At 47.7% G+C, this 19,806-nt stretch carries 15 protein-coding genes and 4 pseudogenes; 13 read left to right on the top strand and 6 right to left on the bottom strand.

Translation table 11 applies throughout. The features are described from left to right. Positions 1 to 631: 631 nt before the first annotated feature. From AC4EYZ_RS06175 to AC4EYZ_RS06160, 4 genes are all read left to right on the top strand, one after another. Positions 632 to 1,393 carry a metallophosphoesterase gene (locus tag AC4EYZ_RS06175; RefSeq protein WP_474191671.1) on the top strand — a complete coding sequence of 254 codons (762 nt, stop codon included), beginning with the start codon at positions 632 to 634 and terminating at the stop codon, positions 1,391 to 1,393. A 223-nt stretch (positions 1,394 to 1,616) separates the two neighbouring features. Further along, entirely contained in the window at positions 1,617 to 2,534 is a 918-nt protein-coding gene (gene kdgD, locus AC4EYZ_RS06170; RefSeq protein WP_474191672.1) for a 5-dehydro-4-deoxyglucarate dehydratase, read from the top strand. A gap of 257 nt (positions 2,535 to 2,791) precedes the next feature. Beyond that, positions 2,792 to 3,994: a pyridoxal phosphate-dependent aminotransferase gene (locus AC4EYZ_RS06165; RefSeq protein WP_474191673.1), complete on the top strand. Its 1,203-nt coding sequence runs from the start codon at positions 2,792 to 2,794 to the stop codon at positions 3,992 to 3,994. 327 nt (positions 3,995 to 4,321) lie between these two features. After that, positions 4,322 to 4,789: a RidA family protein gene (locus AC4EYZ_RS06160; RefSeq protein ID WP_474193003.1), complete on the top strand. Its 468-nt coding sequence runs from the start codon at positions 4,322 to 4,324 to the stop codon at positions 4,787 to 4,789. Positions 4,790 to 4,928: 139 nt separating this feature from the next. Here the strand turns inward: AC4EYZ_RS06160 and AC4EYZ_RS06155 are convergent. After that, a pseudogene (locus AC4EYZ_RS06155) lies at positions 4,929 to 5,084 on the bottom strand (helix-turn-helix domain-containing protein); the annotation flags it as partial. Between the two features lie 289 nt (positions 5,085 to 5,373). On the opposite strand from AC4EYZ_RS06155, the pseudogene AC4EYZ_RS06150 reads away from it, so the two are divergent. Further along, positions 5,374 to 5,840, top strand: a pseudogene (locus AC4EYZ_RS06150) (transposase); the annotation flags it as partial. A 37-nt stretch (positions 5,841 to 5,877) separates the two neighbouring features. On the opposite strand, the gene AC4EYZ_RS06145 reads toward AC4EYZ_RS06150, so the two are convergent. The 5 genes and pseudogenes from AC4EYZ_RS06145 to AC4EYZ_RS06125 form a co-directional block, all read right to left on the bottom strand. Beyond that, positions 5,878 to 6,120 carry a hypothetical protein gene (locus tag AC4EYZ_RS06145; protein ID WP_474193006.1) on the bottom strand — a complete coding sequence of 81 codons (243 nt, stop codon included), beginning with the start codon at positions 6,118 to 6,120 and terminating at the stop codon, positions 5,878 to 5,880. Positions 6,121 to 6,360: 240 nt separating this feature from the next. Beyond that, positions 6,361 to 7,227 (bottom strand): IS4 family transposase, encoded by an 867-nt coding sequence (locus tag AC4EYZ_RS06140; protein ID WP_474193004.1) that lies wholly within the window; start codon positions 7,225 to 7,227, stop codon positions 6,361 to 6,363. Continuing rightward, positions 7,206 to 7,814: an IS4/Tn5 family transposase DNA-binding protein gene (locus tag AC4EYZ_RS06135; RefSeq protein ID WP_474193005.1), complete on the bottom strand. Its 609-nt coding sequence runs from the start codon at positions 7,812 to 7,814 to the stop codon at positions 7,206 to 7,208. The genes AC4EYZ_RS06140 and AC4EYZ_RS06135 overlap by 22 nt, the downstream gene beginning before the upstream one ends. A 39-nt stretch (positions 7,815 to 7,853) precedes the next feature. Further along, positions 7,854 to 8,294, bottom strand: a pseudogene (locus AC4EYZ_RS06130) (transposase); the annotation flags it as partial. A gap of 417 nt (positions 8,295 to 8,711) precedes the next feature. Beyond that, entirely contained in the window at positions 8,712 to 9,221 is a 510-nt protein-coding gene (locus tag AC4EYZ_RS06125; RefSeq protein ID WP_490204172.1) for a hypothetical protein, read from the bottom strand. A gap of 128 nt (positions 9,222 to 9,349) precedes the next feature. Here AC4EYZ_RS06125 and AC4EYZ_RS06120 point away from each other — a divergent pair. The 8 genes and pseudogenes from AC4EYZ_RS06120 to AC4EYZ_RS06085 form a co-directional block, all read left to right on the top strand. Next, positions 9,350 to 9,619, top strand: a pseudogene (locus AC4EYZ_RS06120) (integrase core domain-containing protein); the annotation flags it as partial. Positions 9,620 to 9,973: 354 nt separating this feature from the next. Then, a complete protein-coding gene (locus AC4EYZ_RS06115) occupies positions 9,974 to 11,008 on the top strand; it encodes a TRAP transporter substrate-binding protein (protein WP_474191778.1) in 1,035 nt (344 codons plus the stop codon). 105 nt (positions 11,009 to 11,113) lie between these two features. Beyond that, positions 11,114 to 11,620 (top strand): TRAP transporter small permease, encoded by a 507-nt coding sequence (locus tag AC4EYZ_RS06110; RefSeq protein WP_474191779.1) that lies wholly within the window; start codon positions 11,114 to 11,116, stop codon positions 11,618 to 11,620. A gap of 3 nt (positions 11,621 to 11,623) precedes the next feature. Beyond that, positions 11,624 to 12,901 carry a TRAP transporter large permease gene (locus tag AC4EYZ_RS06105; RefSeq protein ID WP_474191780.1) on the top strand — a complete coding sequence of 426 codons (1,278 nt, stop codon included), beginning with the start codon at positions 11,624 to 11,626 and terminating at the stop codon, positions 12,899 to 12,901. A gap of 350 nt (positions 12,902 to 13,251) precedes the next feature. Further along, the gene (locus AC4EYZ_RS06100) at positions 13,252 to 15,357 is read left to right on the top strand and encodes a hydantoinase/oxoprolinase family protein (protein WP_474191781.1); all 2,106 of its coding nucleotides are present in this window, start codon (positions 13,252 to 13,254) and stop codon (positions 15,355 to 15,357) included. Beyond that, positions 15,358 to 17,025, top strand: coding sequence for a hydantoinase B/oxoprolinase family protein (locus AC4EYZ_RS06095; RefSeq protein WP_474191782.1), 1,668 nt, complete (start codon positions 15,358 to 15,360; stop codon positions 17,023 to 17,025). Between the two features lie 422 nt (positions 17,026 to 17,447). Beyond that, on the top strand, positions 17,448 to 18,203 hold the full coding sequence (locus AC4EYZ_RS06090; protein WP_474191783.1) for a FadR/GntR family transcriptional regulator: 756 nt from the start codon (positions 17,448 to 17,450) through the stop codon (positions 18,201 to 18,203). Between the two features lie 28 nt (positions 18,204 to 18,231). Continuing rightward, positions 18,232 to 19,806 carry an aldehyde dehydrogenase (NADP(+)) gene (locus AC4EYZ_RS06085; protein WP_490204171.1) on the top strand — a complete coding sequence of 525 codons (1,575 nt, stop codon included), beginning with the start codon at positions 18,232 to 18,234 and terminating at the stop codon, positions 19,804 to 19,806.

The following is a 19,806-nucleotide window of genomic DNA, read 5'->3' as shown; positions in this document are numbered from 1 at the left end:
GCCCATACTTCCATAACATCTACTTCCAACGCTTGCGTTGGGGTGTCTAAGTGTTGCATGGGGTTCACTCCTTTTTCAGGGTCAGGGAATGCGATGAGCCTTTGTTGTAAAGCTTATGTTGTACGCAGCCTGTGTTGTGCATAGCAGCAAGTTAGCTGTGGTGAGATATTATGAGCTTTTTTTACGCAGGGCTAGTCCTAACGATGTAGGTGATTTGCCATTTTTCGTAAGCGATGGCTTACAAATGCTGAAATGACGATATTAGGTATTTGAATGGAAAAGGTTTTCATAGGCATAAAAAAGCCGGAAAATATTCCGGCTTCGGTGATTATCTTTGGTCTAAAGGGTGCAAAAGCACCTGAATTAGCCTAAATAGGCTTTCAGCGCTTCAACTGCGGCACGATGCCACTGAGCATTCAAGCTCCAGAACTCTAGAACTTCATTATCGCGTGCAGGGGTTATTAAAGAAGTCATTGTGCGGTCCTCCTATTGGGACGACATCGTTATTATAGCCTATTTTTGTTGCAGTGCAGCATATCTTGGCATGACTCCGATGCCCTGCGACAAAGTGTCCTAGGCTGGGTAAGATTGGCTAAGGTAGTTTAAATAGGTATTTGCTACGAGGAGCCCTATGCGTCTGCGTATTTTGTCTGACCTGCACCTGGAATTTTTTGACGGGAACCGCAAGCTGCCTGAGGTGGAGGCCGATGTAGTCATTCTGGCGGGGGACATACACCGCAAGTGCGAAGGCCTTGCCTGGGCGCGCCTTCAGTTTCCAGACACGCCGATTATCTATGTGCCAGGCAACCATGAGTTCTACGGTACCTGCATGCCGCTGCTGCGCGAGGAGCTGGCGCTCGAAGCCGAGCGGCTCGACATTGAACTGCTGGATAATCGTGCCGTAACTCTCAATGGCGTACGCTTTTACGGTACTACGCTATGGACTGACTTTGCGTTATACGCCGGTGACCCAGCTCAAAACCCCGCCGATACAGAGGCTAAGGCGCTGCGCTACATGCCCGATTTTAAAATCGTTCAAGCCACGCCAGGGGAGACGTTTACCCCTCAGGCGAGCCAGCACGTGCACGCTGAAGCACTCGCGTGGCTTGAGAACGAGCTGTCCCAGCCGTTTGATGGCCCTAAGGTAGTGATTAGTCATCATGCTCCGCTGCATGAGTGTATTCCTGATCAATATCTGGGCGACGCGTTATCCCCTGCGTTTGCCTCCCATTTGCCTCATTTAATGGGCAATATGGATGTATGGGTGCACGGGCATGTTCACGAACCCGTGGATATTTTGCGGAATGGCAAGCGTATCATTGCCAACCCCGGCGGATACCCTGATGAGTTTACTCCAGCGTTGTTTAAGCCAGATTGGGTTGTCGAGGTGTAATACAATGAATTATTTCCATAGGTAGAGCATTGTTTTGAGGGTTTTTGAGAATTATTCTCAAATATTTTTTGGCTACTACTTTGGTTTATATTTTGCTTGTTCTACTTGCTTCATCGATTCAAAATATTTAGTCTTGATGTTGTATGATGTATTACATTGGCGTTGGGCAGTTTGATAGGACTTGCTCACCCAAGGTACGGCGCATTTACTGAGAGGGTACAACGTGAAGTTTTCAAAAGAAGCAGTAACGAATGCTATCGGCGATGGCTTGCTGTCATTCCCCATTACCGACTTCGATAGCCAAGGTCGCTTTGATGAGGCGAGCTATCGTAAACGGCTAGAGTGGTTCATTAGTCATGAAATTTCAGCCGTTTTCGTAGCGGGTGGGACAGGCGAGTTTTTTAGTTTATCGCTTGAAGAATATCATAATATTGTTCGTGTGGCGGTTGAGGTAATTGATGGCCGCCTGCCGGTTATAGCTAGCGCTGGCTTAAGTGTTGCATCAGGTTTGGCATTTGCAAAAGCTGCGGAAGAAGCGGGCGCTGATGGCATTCTATTAATGCCTCCGTATCTTACTGAATGCCCGCAAGATGGTTTGGTTGAGTATGCGCGTCAAATTTGTGATGCCACATCAGTCAATGTTATCTATTACAATCGTGGTAACGGTGTTTTAACAGCTTCTTCTGTTCAGCAATTGGCTGATTGCTGTCCTAATTTGATCGGCCTTAAAGACGGCAAAGGTGATATTCAGGCGTTAAACAAAATTATCAAAACGGTAGGGGGTCGCCTCACCTATATCGGTGGTGTGCCAACAGCAGAAATCTTTGCAGAAGCGTATCTTTCTATTGGGGTAAATACCTACTCCTCTGCCGTATTCAACTTTGTACCTGATATGGCTGTTACCTTTTATAAGGAGCTGCGTAAAGGAAATAAAGAGGCTGTCAAGAAAATCACTAATGAATTTTTTATTCCGTTTGTGGATTTACGTGATAATAAAGCAGGTTATGCAGTCAGCTTGATTAAGGCAGGAGCTTCAATGATAGGCCGGCCAGCCGGTAATGTTCGCGCACCACTAACTATGCCAACTGAAGATGAAGTTCGACGGCTTGAAGCTTTGATCAGTGTGGCAAGAAATTTCTAGTGCGCATTTTTTTAGAGTCCATTATTATGCCAGTAAGATAGCTAGTAGTTGGTTAAGCACGAAGCCCGATGAGGTTAAATGTTAATGAAAATAAAAATTGCTATCTTGCTGGTAATTAGTTGCTGCTATAAAGCTATAAAATATCGATTGATTTTCATCAATGCATTTCAATAAGATATATGATTTTTACTATAGATCTGAATCAACATATAAAAAAGTAATTTTTTTGTACCCTACAGGCTGAAGGAGTTTCCTTGATGTATGAGTCAAGTCGGTTAAAGCCTATTCAAGCTTCACCAGCAATGGCGATATCTGTAAAAGCGCAGGAAATGTGTAAGGCGGGTATGAATGTTATCAATCTTAGTGTGGGAGAGCCTGGTTTTGATACGCCTAGTCATATAATTGATGCTGCTGTAGCGGCTATGAGAAGTGGTGAAACTCATTATACACCTGCAGACGGTACTATTGCTTTAAAGAATGCAATCGTAGACAAGTTTTTACGCGAAAATAGTTTGAAATTTTCTCGCCACAATATTTCTACAGGTAATGGTGCTAAGCAGGTTATATTTAACGCTTTAATGGCAACGATGGAACCTGAAGACGAAGTAATTGTACCTGCTCCGTATTGGGTTTCATATACAGACATGGTTTTACTGCTTGGAGGAGTGCCAAAGATACTAGAATGCCCTGTCGAGAGTGGTTATAAGTTAAATATTAATCAGCTTGAAGCAGCAATTACACCTAAAACACGTTGGTTAATCTTGAATTCACCTAGCAACCCATCAGGCATGGCTTATACGTTAGAAGAACTTCGTAAGCTTGGTAATGTTCTTAAACGCCATAAGGGAGTCTTGGTTTTATCTGATGAGATTTATGAGCATATTAATTATGGCTCTGAACGAATTCCATCAATCTTAAATGCGTGCCCAGAGCTGCATGATCGTGTTGTAATTGTAAATGGTGTATCAAAAGCCTATGCTATGACTGGCTGGCGCTTAGGCTACGCAGCTGGGCCTGAAAAGCTGATTAAAGTTATGGCCAAAATTCAATCGCAAAGTACTTCTAACCCTTGTTCAATTTCACAGGCTGCGGCTATTGCAGCACTAAATGGGCCGCAGGATTTTTTAGCTTCGGCAATGACAGAGTATTCACAGCGAAGAGAGGTGCTCTTTGATGCGCTAGATAATATTCCGGGGTTACATGCACGAAAGCCGAATGGTGCATTTTATGCATTCGTTGAGTGCAGTAATATAATTGGACGAAAGACAGCAGAAGGCATAACTATTTATGATGATGAAGCGCTAGCATCTTATTTTCTTGAAGAGGCACATGTTGCAGTCGTACCAGGATCTGCGTTTGGTCTGTCGCCATATTTTCGTATGTCTTTTGCTGCTCCACTTAATGAGTTAAAAGAGGCTTGTAAACGCTTGGATAATGCGATATCACACTTGGTGCTATGATCAATTTTTTTCTGATTTTATTAATATAATAAGTTCTCATTATTACTTATTGTTTCGATATATAACTTTAGCGAGATATTAATATTGAATGAGTTAAGCATGTGGGTTGAAGGTTTTTGGCTTCACGAGCATGCTAGGAACTACAGGTATACATAAAATCACATGAGTTGTATATGTGGAAAAAATTTTCCTTTAGATGGGGGTGTTAAGTAGATAGAAATATAGGTAGAAGATTGTCAGGTAATATCTCAAGGCGCTATTTGTTTTAGCTTTGTCTCTATTGATTTTTGTTATCCACTTAAAATAGACTGTGTTGAGGAGTTTTGTATGAGCGATGTGTATGAGAATATGAAAGTAAATGGAATAATACTACCTGGTATTGCAAAACCTTCGGGTATTTATTTAACTGTGGCGAATTTTAGTGATAAGCTTTTCTATACTTCGGGGAAAGGTTGGACTCAAGAGGGTAGGCCTGCTTGTACCGGTAAGATTGGAAAAGACTTAAGTGTAGAGGAAGGTCAAGAAGCAGCACGCATGAGCATGCTTAACCTATTGGGGAATATTGAAGCAGAGATAAAAGATTTAAATAAAATTAAAAAAATAATTAAAGTATTGGGTTTTATATCAAGTGGTGACGACTTCTTTGAACAAACTAAGGTTTTAAATGGTGCGTCTCAAGTTCTTGTCGATATATTTGGAGAGGATGTTGGGAAAGGTGCTAGAACTGCAATAGGTGTGAATTCTCTCCCATTTAATATGCCAGTAGAGATTGAAATGATTTTTGAGATTGTTTAATTTTGATCTCCTTATTTAAATTAATAAATGCAGCACTTGCGATTTTTATTGCACCTGAGTATTCACCTAAGAACACCTGGGCTGGGGTTCGGTAACCCAGCCGCTTAGTCACTTTTCAAGCACTACGTCGGCACCGCTAGCTGGCCAATTGGGCTTCTTTAGGCGAAGTCAGACCGTTGCTCTTTAGTTCGCGGCTAATGGTGCAGCTGTAGACGCCGATGGGCTTGGCGATCTGTCGCTGGCAGATGCCAGTCTCAAGATAGGCAAAAATTTGGTATCGTTGGACTTGGGTCAACTGTAGGTATCCATCCCATGCTCTGCTTCACTTTGGTAGTGATATGAATTCCTACTCGGGTGCAAGCACAAAGCACGATGGTTAGTAGGTACGACTGCACACGTATATCTGGTCTTTAGAGGATGCCAGTGGCATCGGATCCTAGTGGGCTATTCGCACGTCAGTTCACAAATGGTATAGCAAGCTGCTAACTATTCGACCAAAACGGGGTTTACAAGCGACCGACGTCACCCCCTGATTGAGTAGCGCTACACTTTAGAGTCCGATCCTATGCGTAAGGAGATTGGACATGAAGAAGCGTTTCAGCGAAGAACAGATCATTGGTTTTCTGGGCGAAGCAGAAGCAGGACTGCCCATCAAGGAGCTATGCCGTCGGCATGGTTTCTCAGAAGCCAGTTACTATCTATGGCGCAGCAAGTTTGGCGGCATGAGCCTGCCGGACGCCAAACGGCTTAAAGAACTCGAAACTGAAAATACGCGATTAAAGAAGCTTCTCGCCGAATCGCTACTGGAGATGGAGGTCACTTGCGAGGCGCTGAGAAAAAAGTGGTGAGCGCCCCTGCACACCGAGAGATAAGTGCGTTTCATGGTGTCACGTGGTCTGAGTGAGCGCCGAGCGCTCTGTGTTATCCGTATGAGTGCCAGTGCGTTGCACTATCAATCGGCCCCTGACCGCAATGGGCCATTGCGTGTACTCATTGTTACCTTGGCACATCGGCATCGTCGTACGGCGCTGGAATGATTTACCTGAAGCTGCCGGTGATTTTCAACCCAGTTGTCCAAATTGCTGCGCTTAAGCAGCATGTTTATTACGCTCGATTTCCTGCACTTTCCCTGGGTTAAGCGGCACTGAACCAGTGACCTCGCAGTTTCGGGTGCTGCCCGACCAGCGTTGCGGATAGCGATGCTTAGCGCTTTCATAAATCGCTTTACGACGTTCAAGGCGTTTTAGATCAACACCACGATGCTGGTCAGCTGGCGTGACATATTGTATACCACTGTGAAGGTGCTGTTCGTTGTAAGCCCGCTCGAACATCGTAAGCGCTCCACCAACCTTTCAATTACCCACAAGTCGGTGATGCGTTTGGATTCGCAGCTTGGAATCCTTCGACGAGGTCAGCTAATCGTGTGAATCCTCGCCAGAGAACCGTTGTTCCTGGCGGATCATTGCTTGGTCGATCCAAGTAGCCAACCAAACGAGCAACCGCCGTCATGTAAAAAACGATATCGCGTCGCATATCCTGCCTAGTTGGTAAGAGCTCCACTAACCTTTCAATTACCCACAAGTTGGTGATGCGTTTGGATTCGCAGCTTGGAACCCTTCGACGAGGTCAGCTAATCGTGTGAAGCCTCGCCAGAGAAACGTTGTGCCTGGCGGATCATCGTTTGATCGATCCAAGTAGCCAACCAAACGAGCAACCGCCGTCATGTAAAAATCAATATCGCGGCGTCGCATACCCTGTTTAGTTGAAGTCATTGAACGGTCGAGCAAGGCTCTTTCAGTACCCGTAAACACCGCTGCTGGTGAGGCAGTTGGGAACTGACGTCGAAGCATAGTCAGCCAGGATATTCGCCATGATACGACGCAGCAAAGCGCAATACAGTTAGAGATTCGACTAGCAGTGGTGAGCCGCATCTTCTCAATCCGGCATCCCGTTTTCAGGGTCTTGAAGAATGTCTCTATGTTCCAGCGTTGTGCATACCAGTTGAGCTTTTGCACCGCATCGGCGTGGTTGGCGACGGGAAGGTTGGTGATCAGTTTCCAAAAGATGGGAGAGCGGTCTTTCTGTGGATTGATTTCTTCCGCAAAAATGATATTCAACTGTTGGTGCTGATAGTTTCTCTGTTTCCCAATCGGTGGGCAGGCAGTCATCGCTGCATGTCGAACCAACAATTTAGCTTGTTGCTCATTACCTCGATCATCGCGAAACTGAATATCGTGCGTTCCGCTGGCCTGCGTCTCCGCCATTACTTGGGAAATGGTTGTTCCTCCATCCTCAGCGAGGCGGTCGACGCAGCTTCGAACCAGAAAGTGAGTGCCCAGTTTTTGAACTAAGCAAAAGAGTTCGAAGATGTCACTTTCTCGATCGCCGATATGTACGCAACGTTCAGGTGAACCGGCTAGCTCAGTGGATAGACGCAAATTATCGAGCCAACGTATGCTCTCTTTCTGATCAATGGGGGTACCCGGGTAGGGTTGATCTTACGCTTGAGAGCCGAGGCTCCCTTGAACTTGTCCCTCGTCCAGAACTTGGTGGCCGTTAAGCCTAATGGCAAACCTTCTGGGGTGATCGCCAGACTAGCATGCATCAACAGACCACAGACGGTGTGTTGTTGGTGTCGTCCTTCCTTCATCTTGCACCCGGTAGATACCTTGGTAAACCCGATTTTCTCGGGTGAAGAGCGTTTGAAAGAAAACTCTGTTGTGTCCTGCAAGATCAGAACGGGGCCATCGGTGGCCTGGATTCGTAAAGCCGAGGCTGCAAAATGCCCCTCTAATATTTTGTCTTCGCTAACATTTTCGTTGGTGAAGAAACGATAGGCGGCCTTTGTATTCGCCCAATCCTGGAATGCCGTGGGGAGGGATCTATCTGGTCTCTCGCCAATATCTTCCAAGATCATCCCTAGCCTTCGGTTCAATCGTGCATCACCCAGATCGCAGCCAGACGTTTCCGCATCCACCCATCGTTCCATATTTGAGCCTTTCCCAACGTTGTTGAAGATATTCAACAACGAATCATAACCGTCCCCGGCTAATCAAGTAGAAACTCATGTGATCGATGACTTGTGGGTAATTGAAAGGTTTATGGTGCGCTTACCGAACACCAACATCCATTCTTGTACCGCGTTCAGCGATGCAAAGCCCTTGGTGGGCCATGCTGGGCAATATTTGACGGTACGGAACAGTGACTCCAAGTAAGGGTTGTCGTTGCTCACTCTTGCCCGACTGTAAGACATCAACATGCCCAGTTCGGTTAGCCTCGCTTTGAGCGTATAGGGCGTCATCGGCGCCCCATTATCCGAGTGCAATAACGGCGGCTGACGCCAGCATTTCTCACGCAATAATGCACGCTCCATCAGCCGTTTAGCCAAGTCGCCCGATTCCGTCTCATGAACTTTCCAGGCAATGATTTTGCGGCTGTAGATATCCATGATCAGGTAGAGATACCAGTGCTGGCCTCGTACAACGGAGTCGCAATAGCTAATATCCCAACTCCAGACCTAGTTTGGCCCTGTTGCCGTAAAACTGGACGGCGTGGTTTCATACGGTTACGATGGTGGTGCTGGGATGCTTTTTCAAGACCCGATAAAACGACGATTCGGAGGCCAGATAGACACCGTTGTCTGCCAGTAAGGGCACAATTAGAGACGGCGGCAAGCTCTGATATTCGGGACGATGACAAGTGTTCAAAATGGTCTGCTCTTTCTCATGCGTGAGTTGATGCGGCTGCCTACCTTGTGCCGCCTGTGGGCGCTGATCCTCAACAATAGTCCCACACTCAGATCGCCAACGCTTTAGTGTGCGCTCGCTTACATCTATAATAACGGCTGCTTGATAGCGGGAAACGCCACCCACAACCGCTTCGTCAAGTAGCGCGATGAGCCTTGCACGTTCGTCGAGCGGCGTTAGTCGTCCTCGCCGCTGTCGGGATCCTCGCTGTACAAAGCTTCGAGCTTTGTTGAGAGCACCAGTAACGACGTCGTCTCTGCCACTACCTTGTCTTTGCGCCGCACTTCCGCTTTGAGTTGCTTGATGGTCTTACGGTCTTCTTTACGCTGCTTTTGCGCCGCTGTTTCCTGATCTTCTTGCCGACCAGCGCCTTCGAGGCAAGCCGCTTTCCACTGCTGAATTTGCTCGGGATAAAGGCCTTTTTCGCGACAGTAAGCGCCAAGCGCTGCCTCTGAAAGGGTGGCGGTTTCGATGACCACGACTAGCTTGGCGTCGGGCAACCATTCGCTGTCGCCTGAAGTGTAACCCGGCACAGGCACTCCTTTTACTCGACACTGTATTAACCAACCATACAGAGTCGCGTCTGAGATACCTTCCTCTGTCGCTACCGATGCCACATTGTGATTATGGGGTGGTAACAACTTCTTCAGGACGGCTGCTCTACGCTCTGCAGAATAACGTGGCACAAGGGCTCCATGCCGCTCCCTCTGGGTTAGATTTAGGCGATATCGCCAACCGGACAACTAGGCTGACAGAGGGGGCTGCGTCAAGCCGGTGAACGGGGCAATCATAAGCGCGTCGAGCGCCTCTACGCGGTATTGCCCTTTTTTTAATCGAACCTGGAAAACCCAATCAAAACGCCTATATCGAATCGTTTAACGGGCGCTTCCGTGATGAATACCTGAATGAACAATGGTTTACTAGCCTGCATCACGCCAGAGTTGTCATCGAGGCGTGGCGACGGAAATACAACGAGGAAAGACCGAAGAAGGGGCTTGGAGTATTAACGCCTTTCGCCTATGCCGAGCAACTGGTGTTAAAAAACGATAAAGTAACTTCAGACTCTAAACCCGGGTGCTACTGAGGATGGGGTGACGTCGCGCTCACGCGTTATATTATCCCCATTTTAGCCAGTCAAATTCACTATATCACTGCATTTTCCTAGACTTTGGTCTGAGGGTTAAGGATCAGGGTTGCAATGATCTATTTTCTACCTTACATTTATACTTGTACGATGTATGACAACAGGGGCTTATCCTTTGTCTTTGGCACATCACTCTATGTGTTCTTATACATAGTTTGTTGAAGTACCTGCAGTAAGTCAGTTGTCGTATATTTGAAGTTACAAAATAACGTTTAAGAAGTTCTAATAATAATTGGCCGCATATAAGGCGCTAAAGCATTAGGTCAATTTTATATCAACAATAAGGAGATGCTCATGATCCCAGCCGTCACTTACCTTAGTCCCTCAAACAAGTCGCCCGTTTTTTTGCGTCAATTAGGCATCGCTCTGAGTGCGAGTATCGCTGCAGTTGCCCTATCTTTGAGCACACAAGCTAATGCTCAGGAGAGAGTTTTTCGGTCTGCCGATGTGCAGCCTGAAGGATTCCCAACGGTTGAAGCTGTGGAGTACATGGGAGAACTCCTTGAAGAGCGAAGCGATGGCCGTCTAAGTGTCGATGTCTTTGCTTCTGGGCAATTAGGCAATGAAAAGGAAACCATCGAGCAGGCACGCTTTGGCATCATCGATATGAACCGCATTAGTTTGGGCGGTTTTAACAACCTTATTCCTGAAACAGTGGTCTTATCGTTACCTTATGTCTTTCGTTCGGTTGAGCATATGCGAAATACCGTTGATGGCCCTATTGGTGATGAGATACTGTCAGCCTTTGAGCCGCATGGATTGGTTGGCCTAGCTTTCTTGGATGCTGGAACTCGGAATTTCTATAATTCGGTACGTCCTATCGAGTCACTCGAAGACATGGAGGGTCTCAAGATTAGAGTGCAGCCTTCGGATATCTTCATTGACATGGTTAATGAGATGGGAGCGAATGCTGTAGCGATGGGGTTTGGTGAGCTTTACTCAGGCCTGCAAACTGGTGTTATTGATGGGACGGAACAAAGCTGGCCGACCTATGAGGCCGCTAACCATGTTGACGTGGCCGAGTACTACTCAATCACCGAACATCTCATTTTGCCCGAAGCTTTGGTGATGTCTAAAACAGTTTTTGACGGCTTAAGCCCTGAGGATCAGCAATTAGTGCGTCAAGCTGCCAAAGATATCGTTCCGTATATGCGAGAGCTTTGGGATGAGCGCGAAAAAAGCGCTGAAGAGACGGTGCGTTCACAAGGCGCACAGGTATTTACTGTAGATAAACAGCCATTCATAGATGCTATGGTGCCAGTGCAAAAAAAGTATCTTGATAGCCCAGAGCTCAAAGATCTTTTTGAGCGCATCCAGGCTGTTGAGTAACTCTTAACGCAATATAGATACCTGCGATGGTTAGCTTCTCTCTATTTGTTCACTACTCCAGAAGGTAAGAGTCGACCATCGCTTTGCCTAATATGATAATTATTAATGGGCGCAACTATTATGCTTAAAAAAACAACTGCAACCCGCATGCTTGATCTATTGAGTTGGTTGTCACGCTGGGTGGCGAGCAGCTCACTAGTTCTGATGACAATCGTCATATCCTGGCAAGTATATGGACGGTACGTTCTAAACGATTCGCCCAGTTGGAGTGAGGGTACTGCACTGCTGTTAATGAGTTGGTTTATTCTAATTGGAGCAGCGGCCGGCGTCCGTCACGGAGATCATTTAGGCTTTACCATTGGTTTAAGCATGGCAACGCCCAAAGTGCGTAGGGCAATGTATACAGTAAATTACTTCCTAATGATGGTATTCGGTGTGCTAATGTCTTGGTATGGCGTTGCTTTAGTGCGAGGAACTTGGGCAGGAAACATGCCCGGTATGTTTTTACCTCAAGGAGTCGACTATATACCTCTGGTTATTAGTGGTGTGCTGATTGCTATTTATTCTACAGAAAAATTGATGCAGGTATATACCCTGCCAGATGAGGAGTAACTCATGGAACTTTATGTCCTCTTTGGCATTTTTGTGTTATTGATGTTGATTGGCATGCCAATTGCCTTTTGTTTGGCAATCTCCTCGCTCTGTACGGCGCTATACATGGGAATGCCAGCACTTATTGTATTTCAGCAAATCAACGCAGGCTTTAATTCCATGGCGATGATTGCTATTCCGTTATTTATTTTTGCTGGTGAGCTCATGATGCGCGGAGGAATTGCCGACCGCATGATTGCTTTTGCCAACAGCTTAGTCGGTCATGTGCGTGGAGGGTTAGGGCAGGTCAATATTACTTCCTCTTTATTGATGAGCGGTATCTCGGGTTCCCCTGTTGCCGATGCATCAGCAATAGGCGGGATTATGGTACCGCAAATGACTAAACGGGGCTATAAGAGTACTTATGCCGTCAATATCACAATTACCAGTGCTATTGTAACGCTTGTGATGCCGCCTTCACCTAATTTAATCATGTATTCGATTGCGGGTGGTGGCATTTCGATTGTTGATTTGTTTACGGCAGGAATCTTGCCCGGCGTGTTGCTGGCGTTTGCCCTGATGGCTGTGGCTTACATCGAGGCAGTACGCAAAGGGTATCCTAGCGAGCGCTTTGCTGGTTTTGTCGCTATCGGTCGCTACTTCGTAGCAGCTATTCCTGCGTTTTTCTTAATTGGAGTGATCTTTGGTGGCGTACGCTTCGGCATCTTTACTGCTGCTGAAAGCGCCTGTATGGCAGTATTATACGTTTTTGCCTTGATGGCCATCGTCTACCGGACAGGCTCGATACATTTGCTGAGCCAATCTGTCATTAGTGCTACACGCACTACAGCGATGGTATTACTGATTATTGGTGCCGCTGCTTCATTTGGCTGGTTTATGGCCTTTCTGCAGGTTCCCAGTAAAGTCATTGCCCTAATAAGTTCGCTCTCGTCTGATCCGAATATTGTATTGCTGTTAATACTGCTCATCTTATTGGCTTTGGGTACGTTCATGGATCTTGCACCCATGATTATTATCACTACACCAATTTTTCTACCCATCGCGATGGCGTTCAATATTGATCCGGTACACTTTGGTGTGATCCTTATTCTGGCTGGAGGAATTGGCCTATGTACGCCGCCGGTTGGGACGCTGTTATTCGTAGGCTGCGCCGTAGGAAAAGTCAAAGTCGGTGATTTGCTTAGGACGCTTTGGCCATATTATTTGGCTTGCTTGGCGACGCTACTGATAGTGGCTTATATTCCCTCAGTTTCATTATGGTTGCCAAGTCTATTTAGCTAGATGTTTGAAATATATCAAAAGATTTAGTCGAAAATAGAGGTTTGGTGATGCTCTTAAGGATTTAAAAGTTAATTTCTTAAATGATGCTTTTGTCTATATTTGTTAGAACGTTGAAAAGCTGATTGCCCCAGTATTATTGTTAATGCGATATTGGTTTGGTAAAAGTTTGAAGGTCACGTTTTAGCTATAATTATTATTAGATAAGGGTTAGTGTCGGAAGGCATTGTTATCGATCTTGCGTCGTATGCATTTGTCTTTGTGATTAGTTTCGTCGTCATGGTCGACGACAATACTCAAGATGTAATGGTGCCGAAAAGACCAAACATCGAAACTTTATAGTGGAGGTCAGCATGAATTCCAAGAAACAAGCAGTTCGTGTAGGTGTCGATATAGGAGGAACGTTTACTGATGTAGCGCTTGAAGTAGGCTCCGAATTGCACTCGACAAAAGTGCTAACCGACTATACGGCTCCCGAGCGCGCCATTCTAACTGGCTTAAAGCAGGTGCTTGAAAAAGCATCTCTACAATTTTCTGATATCGAAGTTATTATTCATGGAACAACTCTAGCCACAAACTCTTTAATTATGCGTGATGGCGCACGTACTGCTCTCATTACTACCGAAGGATTTCGAGATGTAATTGAGATGCGCACAGAGAATCGTTTCGAACAGTATGACCTCAATATTCAATTGCCGCCAGCATTGGTTGAACGTCATGATCGTCATGTGCTTAAAGAACGTATTGATGTAAACGGTAATGTCTTAATCAAGCCAGCGGCAGAGGATATTGAAAATTTAATTGACCTGATTGAGGAGGGGGACTATGAAAGCGTAGCGATCGGATTTTTACATAGCTACGCCAATGGATCCCATGAGAGTCTCGTGCGTGAGGCTCTGCAAAAGCGCCTACCAGGAATTAGTATTTCGGTCTCTTCGGAGGTTTCACCACAAATCCGTGAGTATGAGCGCTTCAATACTGTTTGCGCTAATGCCTACGTTAAGCCGCTTATAAAATCCTACTTAGACCGGCTTAGCGATGCACTTAAAGAGTCTGGAGCACCATGTCCTATATTCATGATGCATTCGGGCGGAGGCATTATTTCTGTAGATATTGCCGCAGAGTTTCCTGTGCGGCTAGTTGAGTCTGGCCCTGCAGGCGGTGCTATTTTTGCCGCTTATATAGCAGAGCGTTATGGTTTAAATTCAGTCGTATCCTTTGATATGGGGGGGACGACTGCGAAGATATGTTTGATCGAAGATTATGTTCCCAAAACAGCTAAAACCTTCGAGGTAGCGCGCACTTATCGCTACAAAAAAGGTAGTGGCATGCCAATCTCTATACCTGTGGTTGAAATGGTTGAAATCGGTGCTGGTGGTGGGTCTATTTCGTCGGTCGATGGCATGCGACAGATTCGCGTAGGCCCCCGTAGTGCTGGCTCGGAGCCTGGGCCAGCGTGCTACCAGCGTGGTGGTGAACACCCTACTGTCACCGATGCCAATGTACTGTTGGGACGTTTGGATCCCGATAACTTTGCAGGCGGAGACATGAGGTTATCCAGCGCGCTCGCCCAAGCTGCAGTCGAAGATAAAATTGCTACTCCTCTGGGGCTCTCAGTCGATGATGCTGCATACGGTATTATTGAGGTCGTAGACGAGAGTATGTCAAATGCCGGGCGTGTTCATGCAGTTGAGAGTGGCCACGATATCAGCAACTTTGCAATGATCACCTTTGGAGGGGGTGGGCCTGTGCATGCAGGGCGTTTGTGCGAAAAAATGGGCATTGACCGCTATCTGGTTCCACCTGGTGCTGGAGTGGGGTCTGCAATAGGATTTCTGCGCGCGCCTTTTGGTTTTGAATCTGTTCGTAGTGGCTTCATGCGTCTGAGTCAGTTTGATGCCACTGCGGTAAACGAGCTGATCTCAGATATGTCTAATGAGGCGGTTAGCTTTGCGAAACAGGGCTTGGATAAGAGTAATCCAACTATCGAGCGCACCGCCCACATGCGTTATGCGGGTCAGGGCTGGGAAATTCCAGTTGTAATTCCCGAACGCACTTTTACCCAAAATGACACTAACTATTTGCGTGAACTTTTTGAAACTGTATATGTGCGCTTCTTTGGTCGTGCCATTGATAGGCTGGATGTCGAGATTGTGAGCTGGTCCATTAAAGCAGTCTCAGCACGGCAAAAGGTTACTCCGTCAGTACCTGTTGCAAAAACTCGAACCATTAAGCCCCAAAGTAAGCGCAAAATTTTTGAGGCACGTGATCAAGTCTTCGTTGAGGCAGGTGTCTATGACCGTGACACTTTAGAATCCGGGGATGTCATTACAGGTCCTGCGGTTATCGTTGAGCGTGAAACCGCCACCATTCTACCTGCGACTTTCGATGCCACCGTTCAGACTGATCGTTGTCTATTCGTCCAGGCTCGAGTGAACACACCTAGCAAGGAGCTATAAATGAAAACTAAAATAAATAATATTCAGATGCAGGTAATGTGGAATCGTCTAATTTCTGTAGTCGAGGAGCAGGCACTGACACTGATTCGTACCGCATTTAGTACTAGTGTACGTGAGGCTGGTGATCTATCGGCTGGTGTATTCGATGCGGACGGCCTGATGCTGGCCCAGGCGGTCACTGGCACACCGGGACATGTTAATACTATGGCTGAGTCCGTTGGTCACTTTATCCGTGACCTAGGTGAGGACAATATCTATGAAGGAGACGTTTACCTCACCAATGATCCCTGGAAAGGAACGGGGCATCTGCACGATTTTACTGTCGTCAGCCCGGCGCACCGTAATGGTTGTCTGATTGGTTATTTCGCTTGCACCGCTCACGTAGTCGACATTGGGGGGCGTGGGTTTGGGCCGGATGGCCGCGAAGTTTACGAAGAGGGTTTGCTAGTACCAATAATGAAGTTTGCGAAGCGTGGCGAAGTTAATCAGGATCTCATTAACGTTGTGCTCAACAATGTACGCGAGGCAGATCAGGTTGTTGGTGATCTTTATGCATTAGCAGCTTGCAATGATACGGGAATTCGGCGTCTTGCAGGCATGATGGATGAGTTTGATTTGGATAGTCTTCAGATGTTGGGTGCCTATATTCTTGACAATAGCCGCCGAGCTACGCTTGAGAAAATTGCAGCTCTTCCTCGGGGCTCACACAATAATCGCATGCAAGTCGATGGCTACGAAGCCCCTGTTACTATGGCTGTCACTGTCACAATAGAAGAGGATCGCGTTATTGCCGACTTTGACGGCACCTCGGGGCCTAGTGGTTATGGTATTAACGTGCCTCTTACTTATACTAAAGCGTATGCTTGTTATGGATTGAAATGCGCGATTGCACCAGAAATCCCCAACAACGCAGCATCGCTAGCACCATTTGAAATCACCGCTCCCCCTGGCTGTATTCTTAACGCACTCCATCCTGCGCCGGTGTCAGTGCGTCACGTTTTAGGTCATTTTGTACCTGATACTGTATTGGGTGCCTTGCATAAGTTTTTGCCTGATGAACTACCCGTGGAGGGGTCGGGACCAACTTGGAATATCCAAATTAGCGCTCGCGCTACCGATGCTATTACCGATCCGAATGTTCGTCGTTCTGCTGAAATTCTGATGTTCAACAGTGGCGGAACAGGTGCACGCCCTAGTATTGACGGTATAAATGCGACCGCATTTCCAAGTGGTATCCATACGATGCCTGTCGAAGCCACCGAACAGGTTGGGCCTATAGTCGTTTGGCGTAAGGAGTTACGGCCAGATTCTGGTGGCGCAGGCGAGCACCGTGGAGGGTTGGGGCAAATTATCGAAATTGCCCCAGCTACAGGCTACACTATGACCTTCAATTCTATGTTTGATCGTATTAACAACCCGGCTCGAGGTCGTCGTAATGGGTTGGATGGTGAGAGTGGAACGCTCATGTTAAGCAATGGTACGAAGCTAAAAGGGAAGGGCATGCGCACCGAGGTGCCTGAAGGGGATCGCGTTGTGTTTTCACTACCTGGTGGTGGTGGCTATGGTGATCCTAAGGCTCGTTCGCGCGAAGCCATGATGAGCGACGTACACAATGGGTATGTTTCTGCCGAACAAGCCAAGGCAACTTACGGCTACAATGGAAGTTGAGAAAGATCTGTCTTTTCATTGTTTCTAACTCAGCTCACTTGCTCTTGCATTATTAAAGGGACTTATTGTAACAGTTACGGCAGCTGAAACTATTAAGAATCAACATCGATACACGTCAATTTTCAGGTTCGTCTTCTGGAAGTTGGCGTGATCATTTTAAAGATAGTTCGCTAATTAACTGTAGAATAGAGTGATATTCCATTCTTTTGAGAAGAATAATTTCTTCCTTTTGCATTGGTTTCATTTGTGTTTTGCATAATTAGCCAAGCGGTTTTGGAAAATAGAACCTTGACAAAGGCTAAGAATTCTTATTTTGTGGCTGCAGCATTTTTGAATGCACCTAAATTTCTGTTAAGACGACACTTCTAGGACTTCAGTTGTGCGATATAATACAACTTGGATATTAATGAAGGATAGCTTCCATGGTCAAAACCAGCACAGCGGCATCTGCCCTAAAACCGCTTCAAATAAGTAAAGTGACACAGCAGGGAAGCTTGTCCGTGCATGTGGCCGACCAGTTGGAAGCGTTGATCACTCAGGGGAAAGTAGGCGTGGGAGAAAAACTGCCCACTGAGAACAGTCTTTGTGACTCCTTCGGCGTTAGCCGCACAGTCATACGTGAGGCCATCACACACCTTAAATCACTGGGGCTTGTTGAGACCCGGCGTGGTGTAGGCACCTCTGTGCTGCGCTCTTCTACGGTAGAGGCGCGGCCCGCCGAGCGTATCAACCCGACCACCGTGGAAGATATCTTGCACCTACTGGAACTGAGGCTAACCTTAGAGCCAGCGGCAGCCGAACTGGCGGCCCTACGTCATGACGATGAGGATCGCCAGCGGCTTGAGGCGCAGCATATAGCTTTTAGTAATGCATATACTGCCAAAACCCAAGCCCGTGAAGAAGATTACCTGTTCCATTTTGCGATTGTTACTGCGACTAAAAATCCTTTTTTTCAATCTTTTTACAAGCAGTGGAGTCAGAGCGTGATTCCCCGCGCGAAGTTGCTGAGCATTGATATTAATCCTATCTCCTCCGAGCGCTACTTAGAGCGAGTTCAGGAAGAGCACGCCTACATTCTCGAAGCTATTCTTTCTCGTGATGCTCAAGCAGCCCGCGAAACCATGTACCAGCACCTTAACCGGGCGCGCAACACGTACGCCCAGTATCGTGACCAGTGATATCGCTGACCCATATAAGGAGCAACATATGACGATTCGAGGCGAAATGCTGATCGGTCATCAAGCAGTGACCGGCACCCAAGCCAATATTCAAGCGGTTAACCCCGCCACCGGCGAAAAACTAGAGCCTGTCTATATTGGCGGCAGTCGAGCCCATGTTGAGCAAGCCTGCGAGCTAGCTGAAACGGCCTATGCCATCTACCGCGAAACGTCTCTAGAAGAGCGCGCTACGTTTTTAGAAACCATCGCCAGTGAAATAGAAGCGATTGGTAGTGAGCTGATTGAGCGCGCCATGGCTGAAACGGGCCTGCCCCAGGCACGCATTGAAGGCGAGCGAGGCAGAACCTGCGGGCAGCTGCGACTGTTCGCTTCAGTAGTACGTGCCGGTGAATGGCTTGATGTACGCATCGACCCGGCCATGCCAGATCGCCAACCGCTGCCGCGTGCTGACCTGCGTCAGCGTCATATCGCCCTGGGGCCTGTTGCTGTATTTGGCGCCAGCAATTTTCCGCTAGCATTTTCGGTTGCGGGTGGTGATACCGCTTCGGCCCTAGCGGCTGGCTGCCCGGTGGTGGTGAAAGGTCATTCTGCGCACCCAGGCACCTCTGAGCTGGTGGGCCAGGCGATTCAAAAAGCCGTAAAAGCCTGCAATTTACCGGAAGGCGTTTTCTCGCTGCTGTTTGGTGCCGGTAACGAAATTGGCCAGGCGCTGGTGGATGATCCGCGTATTCAAGCGGTTGGTTTCACCGGCTCGCGCAGTGGCGGTATGGCGCTGATGAAAACGGCGCAAGCAAGGCCTCAGCCGATCCCAGTCTACGCTGAGATGAGCAGTATTAACCCTGTGTTCTTGCTACCAGCGGCACTTAAAGCGCGCGGTAAAGCACTGGGCGAAGCCTTTGTTGGCTCACTCAATATGGGCGCGGGCCAGTTCTGCACCAATCCTGGCTTGGTCATTGCGGAAAAAGGTCCTGAGTTGGATGCCTTTATTGAGGCAGCGCGAGGCGCCGTGGAAGCCAGCGGCGCGCAGACAATGCTGACGCCGGGTATCCACCGCGCCTATCAAGAGGGCGTGACCAGTCTGAGCGGCGCAGCTAAAGTGCGCGAAATCGCCCGTGGCCAAACCGGCAGCGACTACCAGTGCCAGACAGGCCTGTTTGCCGCTTCAGCGAGCGATTTCCTTGCATCAAAAGCGCTGCAAGCGGAAGTGTTCGGCGCCACCTCGCTGGTTGTTGAGTGCGAAGACGCGTCGGAAGTAAAACGTGTTGCTGAACAGCTGGAAGGCCAGCTCACCGCCACACTGCATATGGACGACGCCGATTTGGATGCCGCTAAAGCGCTGCTGCCTACGCTTGAGCGCAAGGCAGGGCGTATTCTCGCCAATGGTTGGCCCACGGGTGTCGAGGTGTGCCATGCCATGGTGCACGGTGGCCCGTTCCCGGCCACTTCTGATTCGCGCTCGACCTCCGTCGGTTCGGCGGCTATTCACCGCTTCTTACGTCCGGTTTGTTACCAGTCCCTGCCAGAAGGCTTACTGCCCGATGCGCTGAAAGAGGGCAACCCGCTGAAGGTGTCGCGGTTAGTTGACGGCAAACGCGAGCTGTAA

The sequence above is a fragment of the Vreelandella sp. 162(4c) genome, assembly GCF_058152265.1.
This window is presented reverse-complemented; position numbering and strand designations above follow the sequence as displayed.

Excerpts from the sequence above, each read along its gene's own strand:
- AC4EYZ_RS06110 (WP_474191779.1), top strand. The coding sequence starts at position 11,114 with ATGGGCGCAACTATTATGCTTAAAAAAACAACTGCAACCCGCATGCTT.
- AC4EYZ_RS06085 (WP_490204171.1), top strand. The coding sequence starts at position 18,232 with ATGACGATTCGAGGCGAAATGCTGATCGGTCATCAAGCAGTGACCGGC.
- AC4EYZ_RS06175 (WP_474191671.1), top strand. The coding sequence starts at position 632 with ATGCGTCTGCGTATTTTGTCTGACCTGCACCTGGAATTTTTTGACGGG.
- AC4EYZ_RS06165 (WP_474191673.1), top strand. The coding sequence starts at position 2,792 with ATGTATGAGTCAAGTCGGTTAAAGCCTATTCAAGCTTCACCAGCAATG.
- AC4EYZ_RS06105 (WP_474191780.1), top strand. The coding sequence starts at position 11,624 with ATGGAACTTTATGTCCTCTTTGGCATTTTTGTGTTATTGATGTTGATT.
- AC4EYZ_RS06090 (WP_474191783.1), top strand. The coding sequence starts at position 17,448 with ATGGTCAAAACCAGCACAGCGGCATCTGCCCTAAAACCGCTTCAAATA.
- AC4EYZ_RS06095 (WP_474191782.1), top strand. The coding sequence starts at position 15,358 with ATGAAAACTAAAATAAATAATATTCAGATGCAGGTAATGTGGAATCGT.
- AC4EYZ_RS06160 (WP_474193003.1), top strand. The coding sequence starts at position 4,322 with ATGAGCGATGTGTATGAGAATATGAAAGTAAATGGAATAATACTACCT.
- AC4EYZ_RS06115 (WP_474191778.1), top strand. The coding sequence starts at position 9,974 with ATGATCCCAGCCGTCACTTACCTTAGTCCCTCAAACAAGTCGCCCGTT.
- AC4EYZ_RS06145 (WP_474193006.1), bottom strand. The coding sequence starts at position 6,120 with ATGTTCGAGCGGGCTTACAACGAACAGCACCTTCACAGTGGTATACAA.
- AC4EYZ_RS06100 (WP_474191781.1), top strand. The coding sequence starts at position 13,252 with ATGAATTCCAAGAAACAAGCAGTTCGTGTAGGTGTCGATATAGGAGGA.